Here is a 17,627-nt window from a genome sequence, read left to right on the forward strand (position 1 = left end):
ACTGGACTATAGAGCCGGACGGACTCTCACATCGGCGGGCGCACGCGGGTGAGTTTGTCCGGATTGAGCACTCCGTACATCGTGCGGACCCGGCCGTCGCGCATGTCCACCGCGAGCAGCTGCATGTGGTCGCCCAGCAGGCTCCAGAGCACGGGCTGGCCGTTGGCCGAGCCGATCGCGGCCCTGCCGTACGGGTAGCGCGTCCACAGCCCGGCCAGGAAGCGCACCACCTTGTCGCGGCCGACCACCGGGCGCAGCGCGGAGCGGACCTTGCCGCCGCCGTCGCCGTAGAACACCACGTCGTCGTGGAGCAGCTCCGCGAGCGCTTCCAGCTCGCCTTCCGCGGCCGCCGCGATGAACCGGTTGAACAGCTCGGCGTGCTCCTCCGGCGACGGCCGGAACCGGTCGCGCCCCTCGGCCAGCCGGCGGGTGGCGCGGTGGTGCAGCTGGCGCGCGTTCGCGACGGACACGCCGATGATCTCGCGGATCTGGTCGTACGGCAGCTCGAACGCCTCCCGCAGCACGAACACCGCGCGCTCGGGCGGCGACAGGCGCTCCATCATGTGCAGGGTCGCGAACGACACCGTGTCGCGCAGCTCGGCCGTGTCCATCGGCCCGGCGTCGCCGTCCGCGACCGGCTCGGGCAGCCACGGGCCGGCGTAGGCCTCCCGCTTCACCCGGGCCGAGCGCAACTGGTCGAGCGCCAGCCGCGACACCACGGTGATCAGGAACGCCCGCGGCTCCCGCACGTCCTCCCGGTCCGTCGCCGACCAGCGCAACCACGCGTCCTGGACCACGTCCTCGGCGTCCCACATGCTGCCCAGCAGGCGGTAGGCCAGCCCGATCAGCATGGGACGGTAGGCCTCGAAGTCGTCCACCGTCATGCCGCGCAGCGTACCCGTCATGGACCGCCGCTCCTCCGCCGGGCGCATCCGCTTCGCCGGCGAGCGGAGCCGGGTGTGGCGGGGCACCGGGTGGAAAACCCGGGGCGGGCGTGATGAGCTTGGCGGGTGGCACGCAATCTGATCCTGTCAGGAGGCCCGTTCCACGACTTCGACGCGACCTCGGCGGCGCTCGCCGAGGTGCTCGCGGAGGTGGGGGTCGAGTCGGAGGTCACCGAAGACATCGCCGGCGCGCTGAGCGAGCCGCCGGAGGTCCAGCTCATCACCGTCAACGCGCTGCGCTGGCAGATGGATCTCGACCGGTTCGCCGACCTGCGCGACCGGTGGCGCTTCACGCTCCCCGCCCAGGCCCGCACCACTCTGCTCGACCACCTGGAGCAGGGCGGCGGCCTGCTGTGCATGCACGCCGCGGCCATCTGCTTCGACGACTGGCAGGGCTGGCCGCGCGTCCTGGGCGGCTGCTGGGCCTGGCCCAAGTCCCACCACCCGCCGCTCGGCTGGACCGGCGTGCGCGTCCACGGCGGCCACCCGGTCGTGGACGGGCTGCGCGACTTCGACGTCGTGGACGAGGTCTACAGCGACCTCGACCTGCTGCCCGACGTGCGGCCGCTGGCCTCGTCCAACGGCCAGCCGCTCATGTGGGCCCGCCCGGTCCGGCGCGGCCGGGTCTTCTACGACGCGCTGGGCCACGACACCCGCGCCTACGACAACGAGGTCCATCGGACACTGCTGCAACGTGCCGCGCTCTGGCTGCTGAAACGGCCGGTCACGGTCCGAGACTGAAAAACGTCACACCCGCCTGCGATCGTGGGCGGGTGAACCAACTCGTGGAACGCGTCGACGAACAGGACGATGTGCTCGGCGTGGCCGACCGCGCGGAGGCCGCCAGGCGGGGCTGGCTGCACCGCGTCGCCACCTCGATCTGCCGTGACGAGGAGGGCCGGATCCTCGTCTTCCGGCGCTCCGACCGCGCCGACCGCTTCCCCGGCTACTACGACGTGACGGTGGGCGGGGCCGTCACCCCAGGGGAGTCCTACGAGCAGGCGGCGGCCCGCGGGCTGGCCGAGCAGCTGGGCGCGCGGGTGCCGGTGCGGCCCGTGGTCAGGTTCCTGTGCCGGGGCGTGTCCGGCTCCTACTGGCTGGGGGTGCACGAGGCCGTCCTGGCGGGGGAGCCGCGGCCCGACCCCGAGCGGGTGCCGTGGCACGGGTGGATGAGCGAGGGCGAGCTGCGGCTGGCCGTCTGGCGCTGGCCGTTCACCCCCGACGGCCAGGACGCCTTCACCCGCTATCTCGCCCTAGCCCGCCGCTGACTCCTTCAGGAAGCCCGCGAGGGCCGCCGCCAGCTCGGCGGGCGCGTCCTCGGCCAGGTGGTGCCCGCCCTCCACGGCGTGGCCCCGCACGTCCTCCGCCCACGAGCGCCACACCCCGACCGGGTCGCCGTACAACTCCTCCATGTCGTCGCGGGTCGCCCAGAGCACCAGCACCGGGCAGCCGATCCTGCGGCCCGCCGCCCGGTCGGCGTCGTCGGCGGCGCGGTCCGGGCCGAGCCCGGCCCGGTAGTCCTCACACATCGCGTGCACGGTCGCGGGGTCGTGGATGGCGCGGCGATAGTCCTCGTACGCCTCCGCGCCCATCTGCTCGGGACCGGAGCCGTACCACGCGTCCGGGTCGGCGTTGATCACCCGCTCGGCGGGCTTGGCCGTCTGACCGAGGAAGAACCAGTGCCACCAGCGCGCCGCGAACTCCGCGTCGCAGCGGGCCAGCGCCTCGCCGATGGGGACCGCGTCCATGATCACCAGGTGCGTCACCGCGTCCGGGTGGTCGGCGGCCAGCCGGTGCGCCACGTAGGCGCCCCGGTCGTGGCCGGCCACGGCGAACCGGTCGTGGCCCAGCGCGCGCATGAGGGCGACCAGGTCCCGTGCCATGGCGCGCTTGGAGTAGGGCTCGTGGCCCGGAGTGGTCTGCGGCTTGGACGAGCGCCCGTACCCCCGCAGATCAGGACAGACCACCGTGTGGCGGGCGGCGAGCAGGGGAGCCGTCCGGTGCCAGGTGGCGTGCGTCCTGGGGTGGCCGTGCAGGAGCAGCAGCGGCGGCCCGTCGCCGCCGTGCCTGACGTACAGCTCCGCCTCGCCGGTGTCCACGCGGCTCTCCGCGAATCCGTCGAACATCCGGCCCGCTCTACCCGGCGGCGGGCCCGGGATGCGTCAGGGGCAGCCCTGCCCGCCCGGCACGTGGCCGGACGCGTCCTCCAGCCGGGTCAGCACGATGCGCTGGAGCGCGTCGACGAACCGCTCGCGCTCGCCGGGTTCGAGGTCGGAGAGCAGGTCGTCCTCGACCGCCCTGATCTCGGCGGAGGCGGCCTCGCAAGCCTCGCGGCCGGCGTCGGTCGGGTCGACCAGCCGCGCCCGCCGGTCGCGCGGGTCGGGGCGGCGGCGCACCAGGGCCGACGACTCCAGCTCGTCCAGGATGGCCACCAGCTTCGTCTTGTCCACCGGCACGGCGGCGGCCAGCGCGAGCTGGGTGCGCGCCGGGCCGCTCACGACCTCGACCAGGACCGTGTAGCCCCACAGGCTCATGCCGTGGCGGGCGGCGATCCGCTCCTCGATCCCGTGCAGGCCGATCTTGAGCCGGGCGGCCAGCCAGTGCAGGTCTCGCCGGAGCGGGCTGCCCATCTGACCACACATAACGCAAAGCGTATCAGCGACAAATAATTTGCCTTTGAGACGATTTATGATTGCATCTATCTCGTACGCCAACGAATCGGTCCGAACGAGAGGAGCAGGCATGGACACCGGCCTGCGAGAGCGCGTCGTCCTGGTGACCGGAGGGTCGTCCGGCATCGGCGCCGCCACCGCCGTGGCCTTCGCCCGTGAAGGCGCGAAGGTCGCGATCACGTACCGGAAGGGGGAAGAGGCGGCCCGCGCGGTCGCGGCGGCGATCACGGAGGCGGGCGGCGAGCCGTTCGTCACCCCGATGGACCTGGAGGACCTGCCGTCGGCGCGGCGCGCCGTGGACGCCGTGCTGGCGCGCTGGGGGCGGGTGGACGTGCTCGTGGCCAACGCCGTCCGCTGGGGCGGCGACGCGCCGGACCCGGCGGTCCGGTTCGAGGACGTGCCGGTCGAGGAGTGGCTGGCCATGGTCGGCGCCAACCTGGTGGGCGCCGCGGCCGCCGTGCGGGGCGTGCTGCCCGGCATGCGTGCCCGCGGCTGGGGGCGGATCGTGCTGATCTCCTCGGGGGTCGCGGAGGAGGGCCTGCCCGGTCCCGGTCCGTACGGGACCGCCAAGGCGGGGCTGCACGGGATGGCCCGCGCGCTGGCGTGGGAGGGCGGGCGCGACGGCATCCTGGTCAACGTGGTCGCGCCCGGCTTCACGCTGACCGAGAAGGCCTCCGGGTTCCCTCGGACGATCATCGACGAGCTGGCGGCCGGCGTGCCGACGCGGCGGCTCTCGGATCCGGAGGACGTGGCCAGGCTCGTGGTCTTCCTGGGCTCGGCGGCCAACGGCAACCTGACGGGCGAGCTGGTCCGCGAGGGGTCGTCGGCCGCCCGCGCGCCTCACGTGGGCTGACCGGGCCCCCCGCGAGTGAAGCGGCGGGCCGACTCCGACTCCTGGGCGAGGCGGCGCAGCGCCTCCAGTGCCCGCCCGTACAGGACCGTGCCGAGCACCAGCGCCTCGACGGCGGTGTCACGGTCGTCGCTCACCGGGATGGCGTCGAGATCCACCTCCCGCACCAGCCGCTCCGCCATCTCGGCATATTTGCGGATATCGTCGCCCATGCCGAGCCGGCGCATCCTGGCCATGGTCTGGGTCAGTTCGTTCCTGCCCGGGGCCTCGGGGTTCACCTGCCAGCCGAGGTCGGCGATGAGCGCGTCCACCTCGGCCTTCGCGGCCTCCCACTCGGGCGTCGGCTCCGGCTCGACCTGAGGGCTCAGCGCGTAGTGGGCGGTGCCCAGCATGTGGTGGAAGGGCAGCGACTCGTCCTCGATCGCGGCCACCACCTTCTTGACGGCCGCGATCGGCAGCCTGCCGACCTCCACCATGGCCCTGATCAGGCGGAGCCTGCGCAGGTGGGACTCGTCGTATTCGGCGCGGGTGGCGGCCACCTGCTCGCCCTGGTGGAGCAGCCCCTCGCGCAGGTAGTACTTGATCGTGGGTATGGCGACGCCGGACCTGGCGCTCAGCTCGGACATCCGCATCTGTTGGATAGTAGCACTATCCATGCCGTGCCAGATGCCGGGCCGCTCCCAGTAGATCGTGCACCTCGGCCTGGCGGTTCCACAACAGCACGATCTCGATCGGCGGCACGTCCTCCGCGATCGGCACGAACGCCAGCGACTCCGGCACCGGCGTCCCTTCCCGCACACACAACGTGTATCCGGCGCCGTCGGCCACCATGGCGATCACCAGCTCGTGCGTCGAACCCGAAGCTCCCAGCCGGGGATGCAGCCGGTGCCGCACGAACGCCTCCAGGAACCGCCGCGCCCCCGCCACCGCCTCCGACTCCGGCATCACCAGCGGCTCCGCCGCCAGCGCGGCCAGCGGCAGCCGCCCCCGCGACGCGAGCCGATGGTCGCGGGGAAGCAGGGCGCGCACGGGGGAGCGATGCACGAGCATGCGCGCCACCCCACGCGGCAGCGAGCCCGGCGCGTACCCGAGCCCCGCCTGAAGCGTTCCATCCATCAGCGAGACGAGCTGCTCCGCCGTGCCCATCGGCGCGACCCGCAGCGGCGCGTCCGGCAGCGGCGACAGCAGCCGCGCCACCACGTCGCCCAGCCCGTCCGCCACCCCCAGCCGGGTGCACTGATCCGTGCGCCGCGCGGCCGCCACCGCCCGCTCGAACGCCGCCACCGCCACCGTCGCCTGCGCCAGGAACGCCTCCCCGGCCGCGCTGAGCCGGACCCCGCTTGAGGACCGGGTGAACAACTCCACCCCGATCTCCTTCTCCAGCGCCCTGAGCTGCTCCGACAGCGTGGGCTGGGCGATGTGCAGGACGGCCGCGGCCCGGCGCAGGCTCCCGGCGCGGGCGATCGTGATCGCGTACCTGATGTGCCGCAGATCCATCGGACACCTCGCCAGTCAGATGATCGCACCTCTGTCTTACAGAACCCGGCAGCGGGTGTGAAGACCCGGAGTCGATTGCGGAAGGGTGAAATGGTGCCTCACTCGCCGACATGTAGGGGATGTCCTGACAATTCCTGGAGATGAGGGGGCCGACCATGGGGACCGCCCGTGGATGACGACCGGAGGCGCCGGTTCGAGGCCGTGTACCAGCAGACCTACGAGCAGATACTCGGCTACGCCGTACGGCGCTGCGCCACTCCCGAGGACGCCGCCGACGTGGTGGCCGAGACGTTCGCCACCGCCTGGCGGCGCGTCGACTCCCTGCCGCGCGGCGACGAGGCCAGGTTGTGGCTGTACGGGGTCGCCAGGAACGTGCTCGCCAACCACCGCCGGGGCCAGGCGCACCGGCAGTCGAGACTGGCGACGCTGACCGCCGACATCGCCGACGTCTACACCCGCTCACCGGAGGGCGCCGCCGAACGGGACGTGATCGCGCGGGCGTTCGCCGGGCTGCCCGACGCCGACCGTGAACTGCTGGCGCTGGTCGCCTGGGAAGGGCTGGACCACGGCCAGATCGCCACCGTCCTGGACATCTCCCGCAACGCCGTCCGGATCCGCCTGCACCGGGCACGCAAGCGCCTTTCCCAAGCGCTGGAAGACGACGGAATCACCGCCAACCGATTCGCCGTGGAGCCGACATGAACGAACTGCAAGGGCTCGCCCGCGTCCGTGACGAGGACCTGGCGGGCCGATCCACCGGGCCGGCGGCCCGAGCCCTCTTCGACGCGATCCTCACCGCCGAGCCTCCATCCCCGGCGAGGACACGCCGGCCGAGGCGCCGCCTGGTCCTCGGGCTCGCGGTCGCCGCCGCGTTCACGTCGGCCCTCGTGGTCGGCCCCACCCTGGTGGCCGGCCCGCACGGCGCGACCTCGTACGCCAACGCGGCGATGCACATCGAGCTGCGGGACGGCCTCTGGGTGGCCAGGGTGAAGGACCCGCACGCCGACTGGGCCCTGTACGAGGAGGCGTTCCGCGCGGTGGGGGTCGACGTGACGCTGGAGATCGTGCCGGCCGCACCCGACCACGTGGGCCATCACCTCGGTGGGGGAAGGTCCGGAATGACGTCGGGAGGTCCCAACACCCTGGTCACCGGCATCGAGCCGGACGGCTGCCTGATCGGCGAGGAAGGCTGCCATCTGGTCATCAAGGTGGACGAGAACCTGAGCGGCCGCGCCTACATCAGGCTCGGCCGGGCGGCCAAGCCCGGTGAGGTGTACAAGTCGCACGGCACCGCCACCAAGGCGGGCGGGATGCTGAGCGGCTTCCGGGTGGACGAGCGGCCCGTGAGCGTGGTGCGGAAGGAGGCGGAGCGGCGCGGTCTCCAGGTGGTCTACCAGATCATCGAGCCGAACCCGGACGGCCAGGGATTCGGCCTCGATCCTGACGACCAGTCGCTTCCCGTCGGCGACGACTGGATCGTCTGGGACGCCGAACCGCACGCCGACGGCGTGGTCCGGCTCATCGTGTCCGAGGAACGCGTGCCCCTCAACCCCCTCTACGGCGGACCCAAGCCCCGCGAACTGACGAGCGGCCGGTAACGCGCACAGCTATGCCCCTGGCTCTCAAGGCACTCGGAGTCGGGGGCTTTCCGCTGCGGCCGTAAGCATCTATTGTCCCGGCTCAGGGCGGTGGCCGGACGGGACGAACTGCTCGGCCTGATGGAAATCCCCGTCATCCGCACCGCCCACCTTTCTTGGAAGGTGCCGGAAATCCAGGAACGGCCGTTCAGGAGCGTGATGTTCACAAGATGGAGTCGGCCGGTACTGGCCGGATTATGCTGCGCGACCCTGATGTCGTGCGGCTTCCTCGACCAGGACCGAGGTGAACCTCGGCACCGCTACTCCGACATCACGGAGTTCGGCCACGTCGTCGCCAACGCCTTCCGGATCACCCACCCCGAATATTCGCTGACGCGCGCCGACTGGGCATGGGAACGTGAGGAGGGCGAGATGGCCGTCGAACTGGGCATCGAGCCGCTCCTCGGCCCCGAAGCCGGCGCCTCCGCGAATTTCCTCATCCGCCAGGACAGCGACTCAGGACGCCTCTACTACACGGAACCCTATGGCCGCGCGCATCTGCAGGTCGAGAACGTTCTTCATGAACTCGACACGCTGCCTGACACCACCGCGCTGACCATGACGCTTCGCCGCCTCGGAAGGTCCGGAGCCGAGACCGTACCGGCGAAGAAGGAAGTCGACGAGGTGCTGAAAGAGATCGGCCGGACAAAGGATGTGACCGCGGTCGTCGAATGGAAGAAACCCATGACCGCTGAGGACGTTCGGAGCAGGAAACATCTGCATTTCGACAACGCGATTCTCGCGCCTCCCACTCGGCGCGACCCGATCGTCTACTGGGACTACAGCCAGAGGCCCTTCTGCCAGAGCTGTCAGGGTAGCTCCGACAGGATGACGCAGAGCTTCGAGGCCTGGGTGAACCGCCTGGAGCCATCTGACGAGCCGGCGCTGCGTCACTTCGGCTTGAGCCTCGACCGGCTCAGAAAGGCGGCCAGTGGAAAGTCGTACGGCTACATCGAGCAGGACGCGAACCCTGTTCTTCTGCGTAAGCTGCTGAAGCTGAACCATGTCAAGACCATGTACATCGTGCGGACCCGGGATCACTGCGAAGACGATGAACACGGCGAATGCGTTCCCGCCGCCTGGCCCAAGGACGACGACCAGCTTTACGGCTGAAGAAGGACTCGGGCGGCCTGTGAAACTTTCACCGTAATGTCGCAAATTTCGACCGGAAGCCCTGCCTCTCTTCCCAGGTGACCATGAACAGCGTTCCCAAGGACGCCCTTGAAGTGGCATTTAGCGGCTGACCGGATCGGCCGCATCGACGCGCCGTGCTGGACCGGCCTGCGACGCCCTCCTAATCTCCGGGCACCTGGCACTTCCGAAACGGAGAGGTGTGAATTGACCGTACGCTCGAAAGGACGTCGTCTGGCGGCGTCGATCGCCGCCGCCCTCGCGGCCCTGGCCGTCGCACTCCTGCCGATCAGCCCCGCACACGCGGCATACGGCCCGGACCAGCCCGTCTACGTGCAGCTCAATGCGACCGGCGGCTACGGGGCGCTGGCCCTGCTGGACGGCACGGTGGCGTTCGACGACGGGAACACGAAGTACCGCTACGCGCTGCGCCTGTGCTGGCAGAGCGCCTACCCCGCGCCCTACTTCCAGATCATCGTCAACGGCGCGAACTCGACATGGCCCGTGGAGTCCGGCACCACGACCGCTCCCGGGTGCCAGCGGGTCTTCCTGTACAACGCCGAGGTGCAGTTCGGCGGCACCGTGAGCAACGTCCGCTTCGACGTGACCGGAGGCTGGTTCAGCAGCAGCGGATACATGATGCGCACCAGGAGCAGCATCACGTACGACAACCCCTTCAACTGACCACCGCGTCCCCGGGCGCGCCATGACCGCACCGGGCCGGCGACCGGGGCGTCCTCGCTTATCGCGGGGACGCCCTTGATCTTGACGTCCGCCGTTTCCAGGGTCTATCGGGCCAGACGGCCATCGGCGGGGTGGTCAGCGCACGCGAAGCCCTCATCGAACCAGTGACCGCTCATGATCTCCCCACTCAGCGCAAGGGGAGATGACACTATGTGACTGTGCGTCCACCCCGGGCGAGATCCTTCAACACCGCGGGTCCTTGCGACCCGCAACGCCATTACATGTTGCCCCCCACGCCGCGGATCCCCGAGGCGCGAGTGCTGATCGACCTGGATCGATACTTCGCGCTGCACGCGCCCCGGCAGACCGGTAAGACGACCGCGCTGGAAGCCCTGGCATCCGAGCTGACCGCAGAGGGTGACACCGTCGCCTTGACGTTCTCCTGCGAGCGTGCCAAGTCGGCCGGTGACGACTACGCGGCGGCGGAGGAGATTCTGCTGAGGTCACTCCGCCAGGCCGCCGAGTGGTCGGGCTGGCCGGAGGAGCTGCTGCCACCGGATTCTTGGCCGCAGGCTCCGGCGGGCACCAGGTTCGATTCGGCGCTGACCGAGTGGTGCCGTCGCAGCCCGCGCCGGGTGGTGCTGCTCATGGACGAGATCGACGGCCTGCAGGGCAACAGCATGATCAGCATTCTCAGCCAGCTCCGTGACGGCCACAACGCGCGGCCGAAGGGGCGTCCGTTCCCCGCGTCCGTGGTGCTGTGCGGGCTGCGCGACGTGCGTGACTACAAGGTCGCCTGCGGCGGCGACGCCGACCGGTCGAACCCGATCAGCCCGTTCAACATCGTCACCAAGTCCCTGCGCCTGGGCGACTTCACCGCCGGCCAGATCGGCGAGCTGTACGACCAGCACACCGAGGCGACCGGCCAAGAGTTCACCAAGGACGCCGTCGACCGGGCCTTCGAGCTGACCCAAGGACAGCCATGGCTGGTCAACGCCCTCGCCCACGAGATCATCGTGGAGATGGGGGTGACCGATGCCGTCACTGTCGCGCGGGTGGATGAGGCCAAGGAGCGGCTGATCCGGGCGCGGGCCATGCACCTGGACTCCCTGATGGCGCGATTGCGCGAGCCCCGGGTCAAGCGGGTGATGGAACCGATCGTGGCCGGCGACCTCTACACCGACTCCGCCTTGTCCGACGATCTGTCCTATGTCCGTGACCTGGGGCTGATCAAGCAGAAACCCCCGCTGGAGGTGGCCAACCCGATCTACCGGGAGGTCATCCTGCGCGTGCTGGGCGATTCGTCGCAACAGAACGTGCGCGCGGATCCGCGGAGTTTCGTGCTGCCGGACGGCCGGTTCGACCTGCCCCGGCTGCTGGAGGAGTTCGTGGTCTTCTGGCGCGAGCACGGCGAGGTGCTCATCCGTCAGGAGAACTACCACGAGGCCGCCTGCCAGATCATCCTCATGGCCTTCCTGCACCGCCTGGTCAACGGCGGAGGCTATCTCGATCGCGAGTACGCCGCCGGCACCAAACGCCTGGACGTGCTCGTCCGCTGGCCCTACACCGGCCCGGACGGCGAACGCCTGGTGCAGCGCGAAGCGATGGAGCTCAAGGTCTGGCGAGTCGGCAAGGACGACCCGCTGACTGAAGGGCTGGCCCAGCTCGACGGGTACCTCGACCGGCTCAGCCTCACCACCGGCGTCCTGGTGATCTTCGACCGGCGCCCCGAGGCCCCGCCGTGGCAGGACCGAGGCGCCTTCGAGGAGGCGACCACCCCGTCCGGCCGCCAGGTCACGGTTCTCCGCGCATAGTGGAGTACGTGGCGCAGGCGGTGGCCTCGTCGGCTCTCGTCGCAGACAACCGGTGCGGTGTTGGAGTCGATTTATTCACCACTGATCGCGGCTATATGACTACACGTTGAGAGCAATCTGGATAAAGAAATCCGAATTACCGATTACCCAAAAAATCTTGCCCGTTGGGTTTCGTTTGAGACTCCAGAAGGGTTACAGGTTTCCCGTCCTTTAATTTGTGATCTTTGTCATATTGATCAAGGTGATCTTCCGCCTCCTATTTGATGCTGTGAGATGATCTTGCTATGGAAATACCAGCTGAAGACTTCCGGAGAGAAGGCACGAGAGGCTGTTGGGATGCTTCGTATGGTCGGCTCAGCCTTACTGCTCACGAGTGGTGGTTCGGCCGTAGCCGCGCTCGTCTTCGCTGATGGGGAGCCGCCTTTCCAAGTCTTGCTTCTTTTCATCTGCGCAGCGGCCATCGGGATCGGTCTACGGGTCGAAGCCGCCATGCGTGATCGTCGCTGACTACACATGAGGAGGTCATCGCCGCCTGGCGGCAGGAGGTGTGGCCGGCTGCAAGGTCACCGCGGCGGACGGGCGCAATAACGACCCCAAGAGCTCAGCCTGGAGCGACTGCCGCGACCTGATCACGGTGGGTCCACCAGCAATTCCGCACGCCGCTGGTGTGGTGCTGGGACAACCTGAATGCGCACCCGTTCGCCGGCTGGTCGGTTGCGCCGAGGCCAACGCTGACTGGTTGCGCGTCCAACGGCTCCGGGCCTACGCCCCGAGCTGATGCACTGCGCCATGGCCGACTTCGTGTCACCGGCCTGACCACACTCGTCCGGATCATCCAGCGAAAGCTCAAGAAGATCCAAAACCGGCCCCATCTGATCGATGGCTGCCTCGCTCGGGCCGGACTCATCATCGAGGAGACCACCGTGACCACATGGCCGTGTCCATAAATACAACCTGTGGCCGCCGCCGCGCACTCCCATAGAAGGAGACGTCATGATCGGTACCGGCATTTTACGGAAGTGCGCGGCTGCCGCGCTGATGCTCGTGTTCCTGACCGGCTGCGAGTCCGACGGGCGCGACGTCCAGGTGGGCGATGGGCGCGAGCACTTCTATGTCGTCGCCAGGAACGGGATCTCCGTCGCGAATCCCGAGTTCCGCTTCGCCACGGTGTCGTGGCCGGGACGACCTGCCGACGAGCATTCCGTCCGGGTGGCGGCGGAGCCGCAGTGGGCCCGCGCCGGGGAGGAGCCCTATTCCGTCCAATCATTCGACATCTACCGCAACGTCCGTGGCAGCACCCTGATCTCTCCCGCCGGGACGTCCGATATCCACAAGCCGGTGTTCCCCGATACCCGCATGCGCCAGGTGCTGCGGCGACTCGGCGCGGAGAAGCAGCCGGACGACAGCGCCGGCCTGCTCGACCAGTTGGGCAACGGTGTCGCCGTGACGGCCGTCGTCGAGCTGCGCACCCCGATGACCTCCGAACAGTACGAGAACGCTTACGGAGTCCGTGGGGACAACATCCTGATCTCTTCCGGGCTGGCCGGCGACGTCCCCCTGTACTGGGACAGGACCCCGGCATGCGAGGAGCGGCGGGTGGCGCGCAACTGTGAGGACCTGCCCCTCTTCGAAGAGTTCCGCGCGTGGGTCGCCCTGCTCCGCTCGGCCGACCAGAGCGTCCTGTCCGCTGTGGGGCTTCAACTGCCGAACCTGCAGGAGGCCGCCGCACGTGGCCGCATCGTCGGGTACGTCGACGACAACACCGCTCCGAGCGAACTGCGCCTGCTCCTCGACGACAAGCGGGTCCGCGCCGTCCACATCATCGACGCCCGGCTCAACTGCGAGACCGCCGGCAGCATGGTGTGCGAGCCGGCTCTGTGGTGACCGGGGTCCCTGGACGTGTGCCATGTCGCCCGGCCCGGAGCCGCACCGGGCGACATGTCAGTTGCCGGACAAACGGCCGGTGAGCGGGTGCCCCGGCCGGTCCAGCCAGATCCGCTGCCCGTCCGGCCCGACCGTCATGCCGAACCGATCGAAGTCGGGCTCACCCCAGCCCACCCACCGGAAGTAGGCGTCCGTGACCTCCTCCCAGACGGGCCGGTCGCCCACCTGGAACACTTCGTACTCCTCGCAGCCCGGCCGCCAGTCCATCACGGCCCAGGTGTCGGGGTTGCGCGGGTCGGTGACCCACATCCGGTAGAGCTCCCCGTCCTCGTCGGGTTCGTCGCTGCCGTGGGCGGTGAGCCCGGTCATCGCTCCGATGGCGAGATCGGCTCCGATGGGGGCGTAGGCGATCGTGCGGGGGTCGATGCGGGTGGTGAGGTGCCGCTTGTTCTCCGTCTCATGAGGTTGCCGGCCTGGGAGGGAACGCTGGGCACGCATCAGCATGTACGAGGCGAGCCCGGGGAACCGGCCATGGGCGACGCCGTCAGGGGTGACGACGAGCCGGAGCGCGAAGTTGGTCTGGAAATCCTGCATGAAGGGCGCCGCGATCACGGCTCCCGGTCTTGACTGCTCCACCCACGTGTACGGCACCGTACGAACACCGCAGGTGACGTGCACACGGTCGTACGGCGCCCTCGATGGGCAGCCCTCCGCGCCGTCGCCGACGATCAGGTGCGGCTGGAACCCGGCGTCGCCCAGGTTCTTCGCCGCCTGCTCCGCCACCACGGGATCGACCTCGATCGAGGTCACGTTGGCGGTGCCGACCATGTGGCAGAGCAGGGCGGCGGTCCAGCCGGTGCCGGTGCCGATCTCCAGCACCCGGTGGCCCGGCTCGGGGTTGAGCCACTCCAGGAAGCGGGCGATGATGCAGGGTGCGGAGGACGCCGACGTGTGGCGGCCGGAGGCGGCCCTGATATCGGTGGAGCCGTCGTCAAGCTGCGTGACGATGGGGATGTCGGAGTAGACCGCCTCCCACCAGGCGGCGGGGTCGGCCTCCCGGTCGATGACGCGTTCGTCCCCGTCGTCGGGGCATGCCAGGGCGACGGGCGGCACGAACAGGTGGCGCGGCACCGCGCGTATGGCGTCGGCCACCCGCCGGTCCAGGGAGCCGAGATTCTGGATGAGTGCCTCGGCGCGGTTGCGGGAGCTGATCATTTTTTCTTCTCGTCCTTCCCGTCGCCCTTGGCATGCCTGCCCTTCCCGCCCGGCCAGCTGTCGTCCTTCGGATCCTGGCCGGGCTTGAGCGGCTTGTCCTTCTTCGGTTCCCCTGCGTGCTTCCCGCCCATCGGCGTGGTCTCCTCTCGCGGCCTCGGTGACTCCAAGTGATCGCAAGATTACGTCAAGGTGCAAGAACGCGCTTCGGTCAAGAATTATTATTTGCACCGCTTGACCGGGGGCCTGTCTGAGCATAATTTTCACCGCATGGAGCTCCTTGGCCGGATCAGGACCGAGCGGCATGAGATGCCCGACGCGCTGCGCAAGGTGGCCGACGCCATCTTGGAGAACCCCGCCGTGGCCGCCCGCCTGACCATCGTCGATCTCGCCGAGCGCAGCGGCACCTCCACCGCCACCATCACCCGCTTCTGCCGCGCCCTCGGCTTCGGTGGGTACGCGGAGCTGCGGGTCGCCGTGGCCACCGAGATGGGACGGGTCAACCAGCAGACCTGGCAGACCGACATCGGCCAGGAGATCCTGCCCGGCGACACCCTGGAGAAGGTGCTGGGCGTGGTGTCGGGCAACGACATCCGGCTCATCCAGGAGACGGGCGACCAGCTCGACCTGGCCGTGGTGGAGAAGGTGGCGCAGGCCATCGCGCGGGCGGGGCGGGTGCTGCTGTTCGGGGTGTCGAGCAGCGCGGCCGTGGCCAGCGAGATGGAGTACCGGCTGCAGCGCATCCGCATCCCCACCTGGAGCAGGTCCGACGCGCACAGCGCGCTCACCGACGCGGCGCTGCTCGGGCAGGGCGACGTGGCGATCGGCATCTCCCACAGCGGCCGGACGCGCGAGGCGATCGAGGTGCTGGCCGAGGCCGGCAGCCACGGCGCGATCACCGTGGCCGTGACGTCGAACCCGCGCTCGCCGCTGGCCGAGGTGGCCGAGCTGGTGCTGACCACCGCCAGCAGGGAGACGACGTTCCGGTCCGACGGGTTCGCCGCGATCCACTCGCAGCTGCTCGTGCTGGACGTGGTCTACGTGTCGGTCGCGCAGCGTACGTACGAGCGGACCAAGCAGGCCTTCGACGTGACGGTCAGGGCCGTGGCGGGGCACCGCCTCTCGGAAGGTGATTCATGACGATAAATCCGGAAAAATTCGCCGACCATATCGCCGACCTCGTCGAACAGATCCCCGCCGACCCCGCCATCCAGAAAGCCGCCGACCTCTTCGTCAAGGCGTTGACCAGCGGCGGCGTCATCCACGCCTTCGGCTCCGGCCACTCTGAAGCCGTCGCCATGGAGATCGCCGGCCGGGCCGGCGGCCTTGTCCCCACCAACCGCCTCGCGCTCAGGGACATCGTCCTGTACGGGAACGCCCCCCGGGAGACGCTCGACCGCTACGACCTCGAACGCGACCCGGTCGTCGCCCGCACCATCCTCGACCTGGCCCCTGTCGAACGAGAGGACCTGTTCGTCGTCATCTCCAACTCCGGCGTCAACGGCGTCGTGGTCGAGCTGGCGACGCTGGTCAAGGAGCGCGGCCACGACCTGGTCGCCATCACCTCGCAGGCCCACAGCGGCGCGGTCGCCTCCCGTCACCCCTCGGGCCGCAAGCTCACCGACCTCGCCGACGTCGTGCTCGACAACCGGGCGCCGTACGGGGACGCGGTGCTGCCGCTGCCCGGCGGTGGCGCCACCGGCGCGGTCTCCACCATCACCTCCGCGCTCATCGCCCAGCTCGTCGTGGCGCGGACCGTACGCGACCTGCTGGAGGCGGGGCAGGCGCCGCCCGTCTACCTGTCCGCCAACGTGCCCGGGGGCGACGAGCACAACCTCAAGCTCGAAGCGCTGTACGAGGGCCGCCTGCGCCGCGGCACCTGACCACGATCTCGGGGGACCGTTCGACATCGGGGGACCGCACACCAAGGAGAACCCCACCCATGTCACGAAATGTCGGAAAAATCCTGCTGTCCTTAACCCTCCCCCTCGCCCTCCTCATCACCACCCTCGTGGCCTCCCCGGCGGGCGCCGCCCAGTCGGTACGCCTCCAGTACCGCACCAGCGCCCCCGGCGCGACCACCGCCCAGGCAGAGCCCTGGCTCCAGCTGATCAACGACGGCACCACCACGATCCAGCTGAACCAGGTCAAGATCCGCTACTACCTCACCGGCACCGAGACCTACCGCTTCGCCTGCTCCTGGGCCGTGGTCGGATGCTCGACCGTGACGGGACACTTCGTCGACCAGGAGGGCCCGGCCCAGTACCTGGAGGTGGGCTTCACCTCGGGCACCCTGGCCCCCGGCGCGAGCACCCGCGACCTGCAGCTCCGCTTCTACCGCGCAGACTGGCAGACGTTCACCCAGAGCGACGACTACTCCTACGGCCCCCAGACCTCCTACACCGACTGGGACAAGGTCACCGTGTACGTCGGCGGCACCCTGGCCTGGGGCACCCCCTCGGGCAGCGACCCCGGCCCGACGCCCACGCCGACGGACCCGCCGCCCGGCCCCGGCGGCGTGCTGTTCGACGACTTCTCGTACACGAACTCGTCCGACCCGCGACTGGCCCAGCGCGGCTGGACCGTGCGCTCCAGCTCCGGCGGGCCGGGCGTGCCCGGGGCCACCTGGTCGCCGTCGGCGATCACGTTCCCCGGCGGGCTGCTGACGCTCGACTCGCGCACCGACGGCACCGCCGGCGGGACCGTGCACACCGAGCTGTCGACGGCCGGCCGGAAGTTCTTCGAGGGCACGTACGCGGCCAGGGTGCGCTTCAGCGACGCCCCGACCAGCGGCCCGGACGGCGAGCACGTCGTGCAGACGTTCTTCACCATCACCCCGCTCCGCTTCAACCTCGACCCGGACTACGGCGAGCTGGACTTCGAGTATCTGCCGAACGGCGGCTGGGGCGAGCCCTCGAACATCCTCTACGCCACGAGCTGGGAGACCTACCAGGGTGAGCCGTGGCAGGCGGTGAACACCCACACCGAGGAGCGCGCGAGCTTCGCCGGCTGGCACGACCTGGTGATCCAGGTGTCGGGCGGGCGGATCAAGTACTACGTGGACGGCCGCCTGTTCGCCGACCACGGCGGGATCCACTACCCCGAGACACCCATGTGGATCATGTTCAACCAGTGGTTCATCGACCTCCAGGCCGCCACCGGCACCCGCACCTACCGCCAGCAGGTCGACTGGGTCTACCACGCCAGGAACGAGGTCGTCTCGCCCGCCGGCGTGCTGAGCCGGGTCGGCGACCTGCGCGCCGAGGGCACCTCGTTCCGCGACACCGTCCCCAACTCCTGAG

The 17,627-nt window shown here is 69.7% G+C and carries 19 protein-coding genes; 12 read left to right on the top strand and 7 right to left on the bottom strand.

Translation table 11 applies throughout. The features are described 5' to 3' along the window. Positions 1 to 26: 26 nt before the first annotated feature. Positions 27 to 905: an RNA polymerase sigma-70 factor gene (locus AB0K05_RS09150; RefSeq protein ID WP_364228113.1), complete on the bottom strand. Its 879-nt coding sequence runs from the start codon at positions 903 to 905 to the stop codon at positions 27 to 29. Positions 906 to 1,010: 105 nt separating this feature from the next. On the opposite strand from AB0K05_RS09150, the gene AB0K05_RS09155 reads away from it, so the two are divergent. Both AB0K05_RS09155 and AB0K05_RS09160 read left to right on the top strand, forming a co-directional pair. Then, positions 1,011 to 1,685: a ThuA domain-containing protein gene (locus tag AB0K05_RS09155; RefSeq protein WP_364228115.1), complete on the top strand. Its 675-nt coding sequence runs from the start codon at positions 1,011 to 1,013 to the stop codon at positions 1,683 to 1,685. A gap of 32 nt (positions 1,686 to 1,717) precedes the next feature. After that, on the top strand, positions 1,718 to 2,212 hold the full coding sequence (locus AB0K05_RS09160) for an NUDIX domain-containing protein (RefSeq protein ID WP_148033670.1): 495 nt from the start codon (positions 1,718 to 1,720) through the stop codon (positions 2,210 to 2,212). On the opposite strand, the gene AB0K05_RS09165 is transcribed toward AB0K05_RS09160, so the two are convergent. After that, on the bottom strand, positions 2,198 to 3,070 hold the full coding sequence (locus tag AB0K05_RS09165) for an alpha/beta hydrolase (RefSeq protein ID WP_271276016.1): 873 nt from the start codon (positions 3,068 to 3,070) through the stop codon (positions 2,198 to 2,200). The two genes, AB0K05_RS09160 and AB0K05_RS09165, sit on opposite strands and share 15 nt — an antisense overlap. Positions 3,071 to 3,106: 36 nt before the next feature. Beyond that, the gene (locus AB0K05_RS09170) at positions 3,107 to 3,586 is read right to left on the bottom strand and encodes a MarR family winged helix-turn-helix transcriptional regulator (protein ID WP_219550229.1); all 480 of its coding nucleotides are present in this window, start codon (positions 3,584 to 3,586) and stop codon (positions 3,107 to 3,109) included. A gap of 100 nt (positions 3,587 to 3,686) precedes the next feature. Between AB0K05_RS09170 and AB0K05_RS09175 the strand changes: the two genes are divergently transcribed. After that, a complete protein-coding gene (locus AB0K05_RS09175; RefSeq protein WP_364228118.1) occupies positions 3,687 to 4,469 on the top strand; it encodes an SDR family NAD(P)-dependent oxidoreductase in 783 nt (260 codons plus the stop codon). Here the strand turns inward: AB0K05_RS09175 and AB0K05_RS09180 are convergent. Continuing rightward, positions 4,457 to 5,098 (bottom strand): MerR family transcriptional regulator, encoded by a 642-nt coding sequence (locus AB0K05_RS09180; protein ID WP_364228120.1) that lies wholly within the window; start codon positions 5,096 to 5,098, stop codon positions 4,457 to 4,459. The genes AB0K05_RS09175 and AB0K05_RS09180 overlap by 13 nt on opposite strands. Positions 5,099 to 5,114: 16 nt before the next feature. Next, complete coding sequence (locus AB0K05_RS09185; RefSeq protein ID WP_364228122.1) at positions 5,115 to 5,963, bottom strand: LysR family transcriptional regulator; 849 nt, start codon at positions 5,961 to 5,963, stop codon at positions 5,115 to 5,117. Positions 5,964 to 6,131: 168 nt separating this feature from the next. Here AB0K05_RS09185 and AB0K05_RS09190 point away from each other — a divergent pair, with 168 nt between their 5' ends. From AB0K05_RS09190 to AB0K05_RS09215, 6 genes are all read left to right on the top strand, one after another. Next, positions 6,132 to 6,665: an RNA polymerase sigma factor gene (locus AB0K05_RS09190; RefSeq protein WP_148033664.1), complete on the top strand. Its 534-nt coding sequence runs from the start codon at positions 6,132 to 6,134 to the stop codon at positions 6,663 to 6,665. After that, positions 6,662 to 7,561: a hypothetical protein gene (locus tag AB0K05_RS09195; RefSeq protein ID WP_364228128.1), complete on the top strand. Its 900-nt coding sequence runs from the start codon at positions 6,662 to 6,664 to the stop codon at positions 7,559 to 7,561. Before AB0K05_RS09190 ends, AB0K05_RS09195 begins: the two co-directional genes overlap by 4 nt. Positions 7,562 to 7,651: 90 nt before the next feature. After that, positions 7,652 to 8,713 (top strand): hypothetical protein, encoded by a 1,062-nt coding sequence (locus AB0K05_RS09200; protein WP_364228130.1) that lies wholly within the window; start codon positions 7,652 to 7,654, stop codon positions 8,711 to 8,713. Positions 8,714 to 8,938: 225 nt separating this feature from the next. Further along, positions 8,939 to 9,415 (top strand): hypothetical protein, encoded by a 477-nt coding sequence (locus tag AB0K05_RS09205; RefSeq protein ID WP_148033661.1) that lies wholly within the window; start codon positions 8,939 to 8,941, stop codon positions 9,413 to 9,415. Positions 9,416 to 9,696: 281 nt separating this feature from the next. Continuing rightward, entirely contained in the window at positions 9,697 to 11,229 is a 1,533-nt protein-coding gene (locus AB0K05_RS09210) for an AAA family ATPase (protein ID WP_364228132.1), read from the top strand. A gap of 993 nt (positions 11,230 to 12,222) precedes the next feature. Further along, positions 12,223 to 13,113, top strand: a complete 891-nt coding sequence (locus AB0K05_RS09215; RefSeq protein WP_364228134.1) for a hypothetical protein — start codon at positions 12,223 to 12,225, stop codon at positions 13,111 to 13,113. A 57-nt stretch (positions 13,114 to 13,170) separates the two neighbouring features. On the opposite strand, the gene AB0K05_RS09220 is transcribed toward AB0K05_RS09215, so the two are convergent. Together AB0K05_RS09220 and AB0K05_RS09225 are read right to left on the bottom strand one after the other, a co-directional pair. Next, positions 13,171 to 14,328, bottom strand: a complete 1,158-nt coding sequence (locus tag AB0K05_RS09220) for a methyltransferase domain-containing protein (protein ID WP_364228136.1) — start codon at positions 14,326 to 14,328, stop codon at positions 13,171 to 13,173. Continuing rightward, complete coding sequence (locus tag AB0K05_RS09225; RefSeq protein ID WP_364228138.1) at positions 14,325 to 14,459, bottom strand: hypothetical protein; 135 nt, start codon at positions 14,457 to 14,459, stop codon at positions 14,325 to 14,327. Before AB0K05_RS09225 ends, AB0K05_RS09220 begins: the two co-directional genes overlap by 4 nt. Positions 14,460 to 14,595: 136 nt before the next feature. Between AB0K05_RS09225 and AB0K05_RS09230 the strand changes: the two genes are divergently transcribed. The 3 genes from AB0K05_RS09230 to AB0K05_RS09240 are packed head-to-tail and all read left to right on the top strand — an operon-like array spanning position 14,596 to position 17,626. After that, the gene (locus tag AB0K05_RS09230; RefSeq protein WP_364228140.1) at positions 14,596 to 15,465 is read left to right on the top strand and encodes a MurR/RpiR family transcriptional regulator; all 870 of its coding nucleotides are present in this window, start codon (positions 14,596 to 14,598) and stop codon (positions 15,463 to 15,465) included. Continuing rightward, the gene (locus AB0K05_RS09235; protein WP_364228142.1) at positions 15,462 to 16,208 is read left to right on the top strand and encodes an SIS domain-containing protein; all 747 of its coding nucleotides are present in this window, start codon (positions 15,462 to 15,464) and stop codon (positions 16,206 to 16,208) included. Before AB0K05_RS09230 ends, AB0K05_RS09235 begins: the two co-directional genes overlap by 4 nt. 59 nt (positions 16,209 to 16,267) lie before the next feature. Beyond that, the gene (locus AB0K05_RS09240; RefSeq protein WP_271276000.1) at positions 16,268 to 17,626 is read left to right on the top strand and encodes a cellulose binding domain-containing protein; all 1,359 of its coding nucleotides are present in this window, start codon (positions 16,268 to 16,270) and stop codon (positions 17,624 to 17,626) included. The last annotated feature ends 1 nt before the right edge of the window (position 17,627 follow it).

This window comes from Nonomuraea sp. NPDC049486, assembly GCF_040676925.1.
Classification (GTDB): domain Bacteria; phylum Actinomycetota; class Actinomycetes; order Streptosporangiales; family Streptosporangiaceae; genus Nonomuraea; species Nonomuraea ferruginea.

What these genes read in the sequence shown, in the direction of transcription:
- AB0K05_RS09220 (WP_364228136.1), bottom strand. Translation starts at nt 14,328, where the DNA reads ATGATCAGCTCCCGCAACCGCGCCGAGGCACTCATCCAGAATCTCGGC.
- AB0K05_RS09180 (WP_364228120.1), bottom strand. Translation starts at nt 5,098, where the DNA reads ATGCGGATGTCCGAGCTGAGCGCCAGGTCCGGCGTCGCCATACCCACG.
- AB0K05_RS09215 (WP_364228134.1), top strand. Translation starts at nt 12,223, where the DNA reads ATGATCGGTACCGGCATTTTACGGAAGTGCGCGGCTGCCGCGCTGATG.
- AB0K05_RS09185 (WP_364228122.1), bottom strand. Translation starts at nt 5,963, where the DNA reads ATGGATCTGCGGCACATCAGGTACGCGATCACGATCGCCCGCGCCGGG.
- AB0K05_RS09225 (WP_364228138.1), bottom strand. Translation starts at nt 14,459, where the DNA reads ATGGGCGGGAAGCACGCAGGGGAACCGAAGAAGGACAAGCCGCTCAAG.
- AB0K05_RS09165 (WP_271276016.1), bottom strand. Translation starts at nt 3,070, where the DNA reads ATGTTCGACGGATTCGCGGAGAGCCGCGTGGACACCGGCGAGGCGGAG.
- AB0K05_RS09240 (WP_271276000.1), top strand. Translation starts at nt 16,268, where the DNA reads ATGTCACGAAATGTCGGAAAAATCCTGCTGTCCTTAACCCTCCCCCTC.
- AB0K05_RS09170 (WP_219550229.1), bottom strand. Translation starts at nt 3,586, where the DNA reads ATGTGTGGTCAGATGGGCAGCCCGCTCCGGCGAGACCTGCACTGGCTG.
- AB0K05_RS09235 (WP_364228142.1), top strand. Translation starts at nt 15,462, where the DNA reads ATGACGATAAATCCGGAAAAATTCGCCGACCATATCGCCGACCTCGTC.
- AB0K05_RS09195 (WP_364228128.1), top strand. Translation starts at nt 6,662, where the DNA reads ATGAACGAACTGCAAGGGCTCGCCCGCGTCCGTGACGAGGACCTGGCG.
- AB0K05_RS09230 (WP_364228140.1), top strand. Translation starts at nt 14,596, where the DNA reads ATGGAGCTCCTTGGCCGGATCAGGACCGAGCGGCATGAGATGCCCGAC.
- AB0K05_RS09175 (WP_364228118.1), top strand. Translation starts at nt 3,687, where the DNA reads ATGGACACCGGCCTGCGAGAGCGCGTCGTCCTGGTGACCGGAGGGTCG.
- AB0K05_RS09150 (WP_364228113.1), bottom strand. Translation starts at nt 905, where the DNA reads ATGACGGGTACGCTGCGCGGCATGACGGTGGACGACTTCGAGGCCTAC.
- AB0K05_RS09210 (WP_364228132.1), top strand. Translation starts at nt 9,697, where the DNA reads ATGTTGCCCCCCACGCCGCGGATCCCCGAGGCGCGAGTGCTGATCGAC.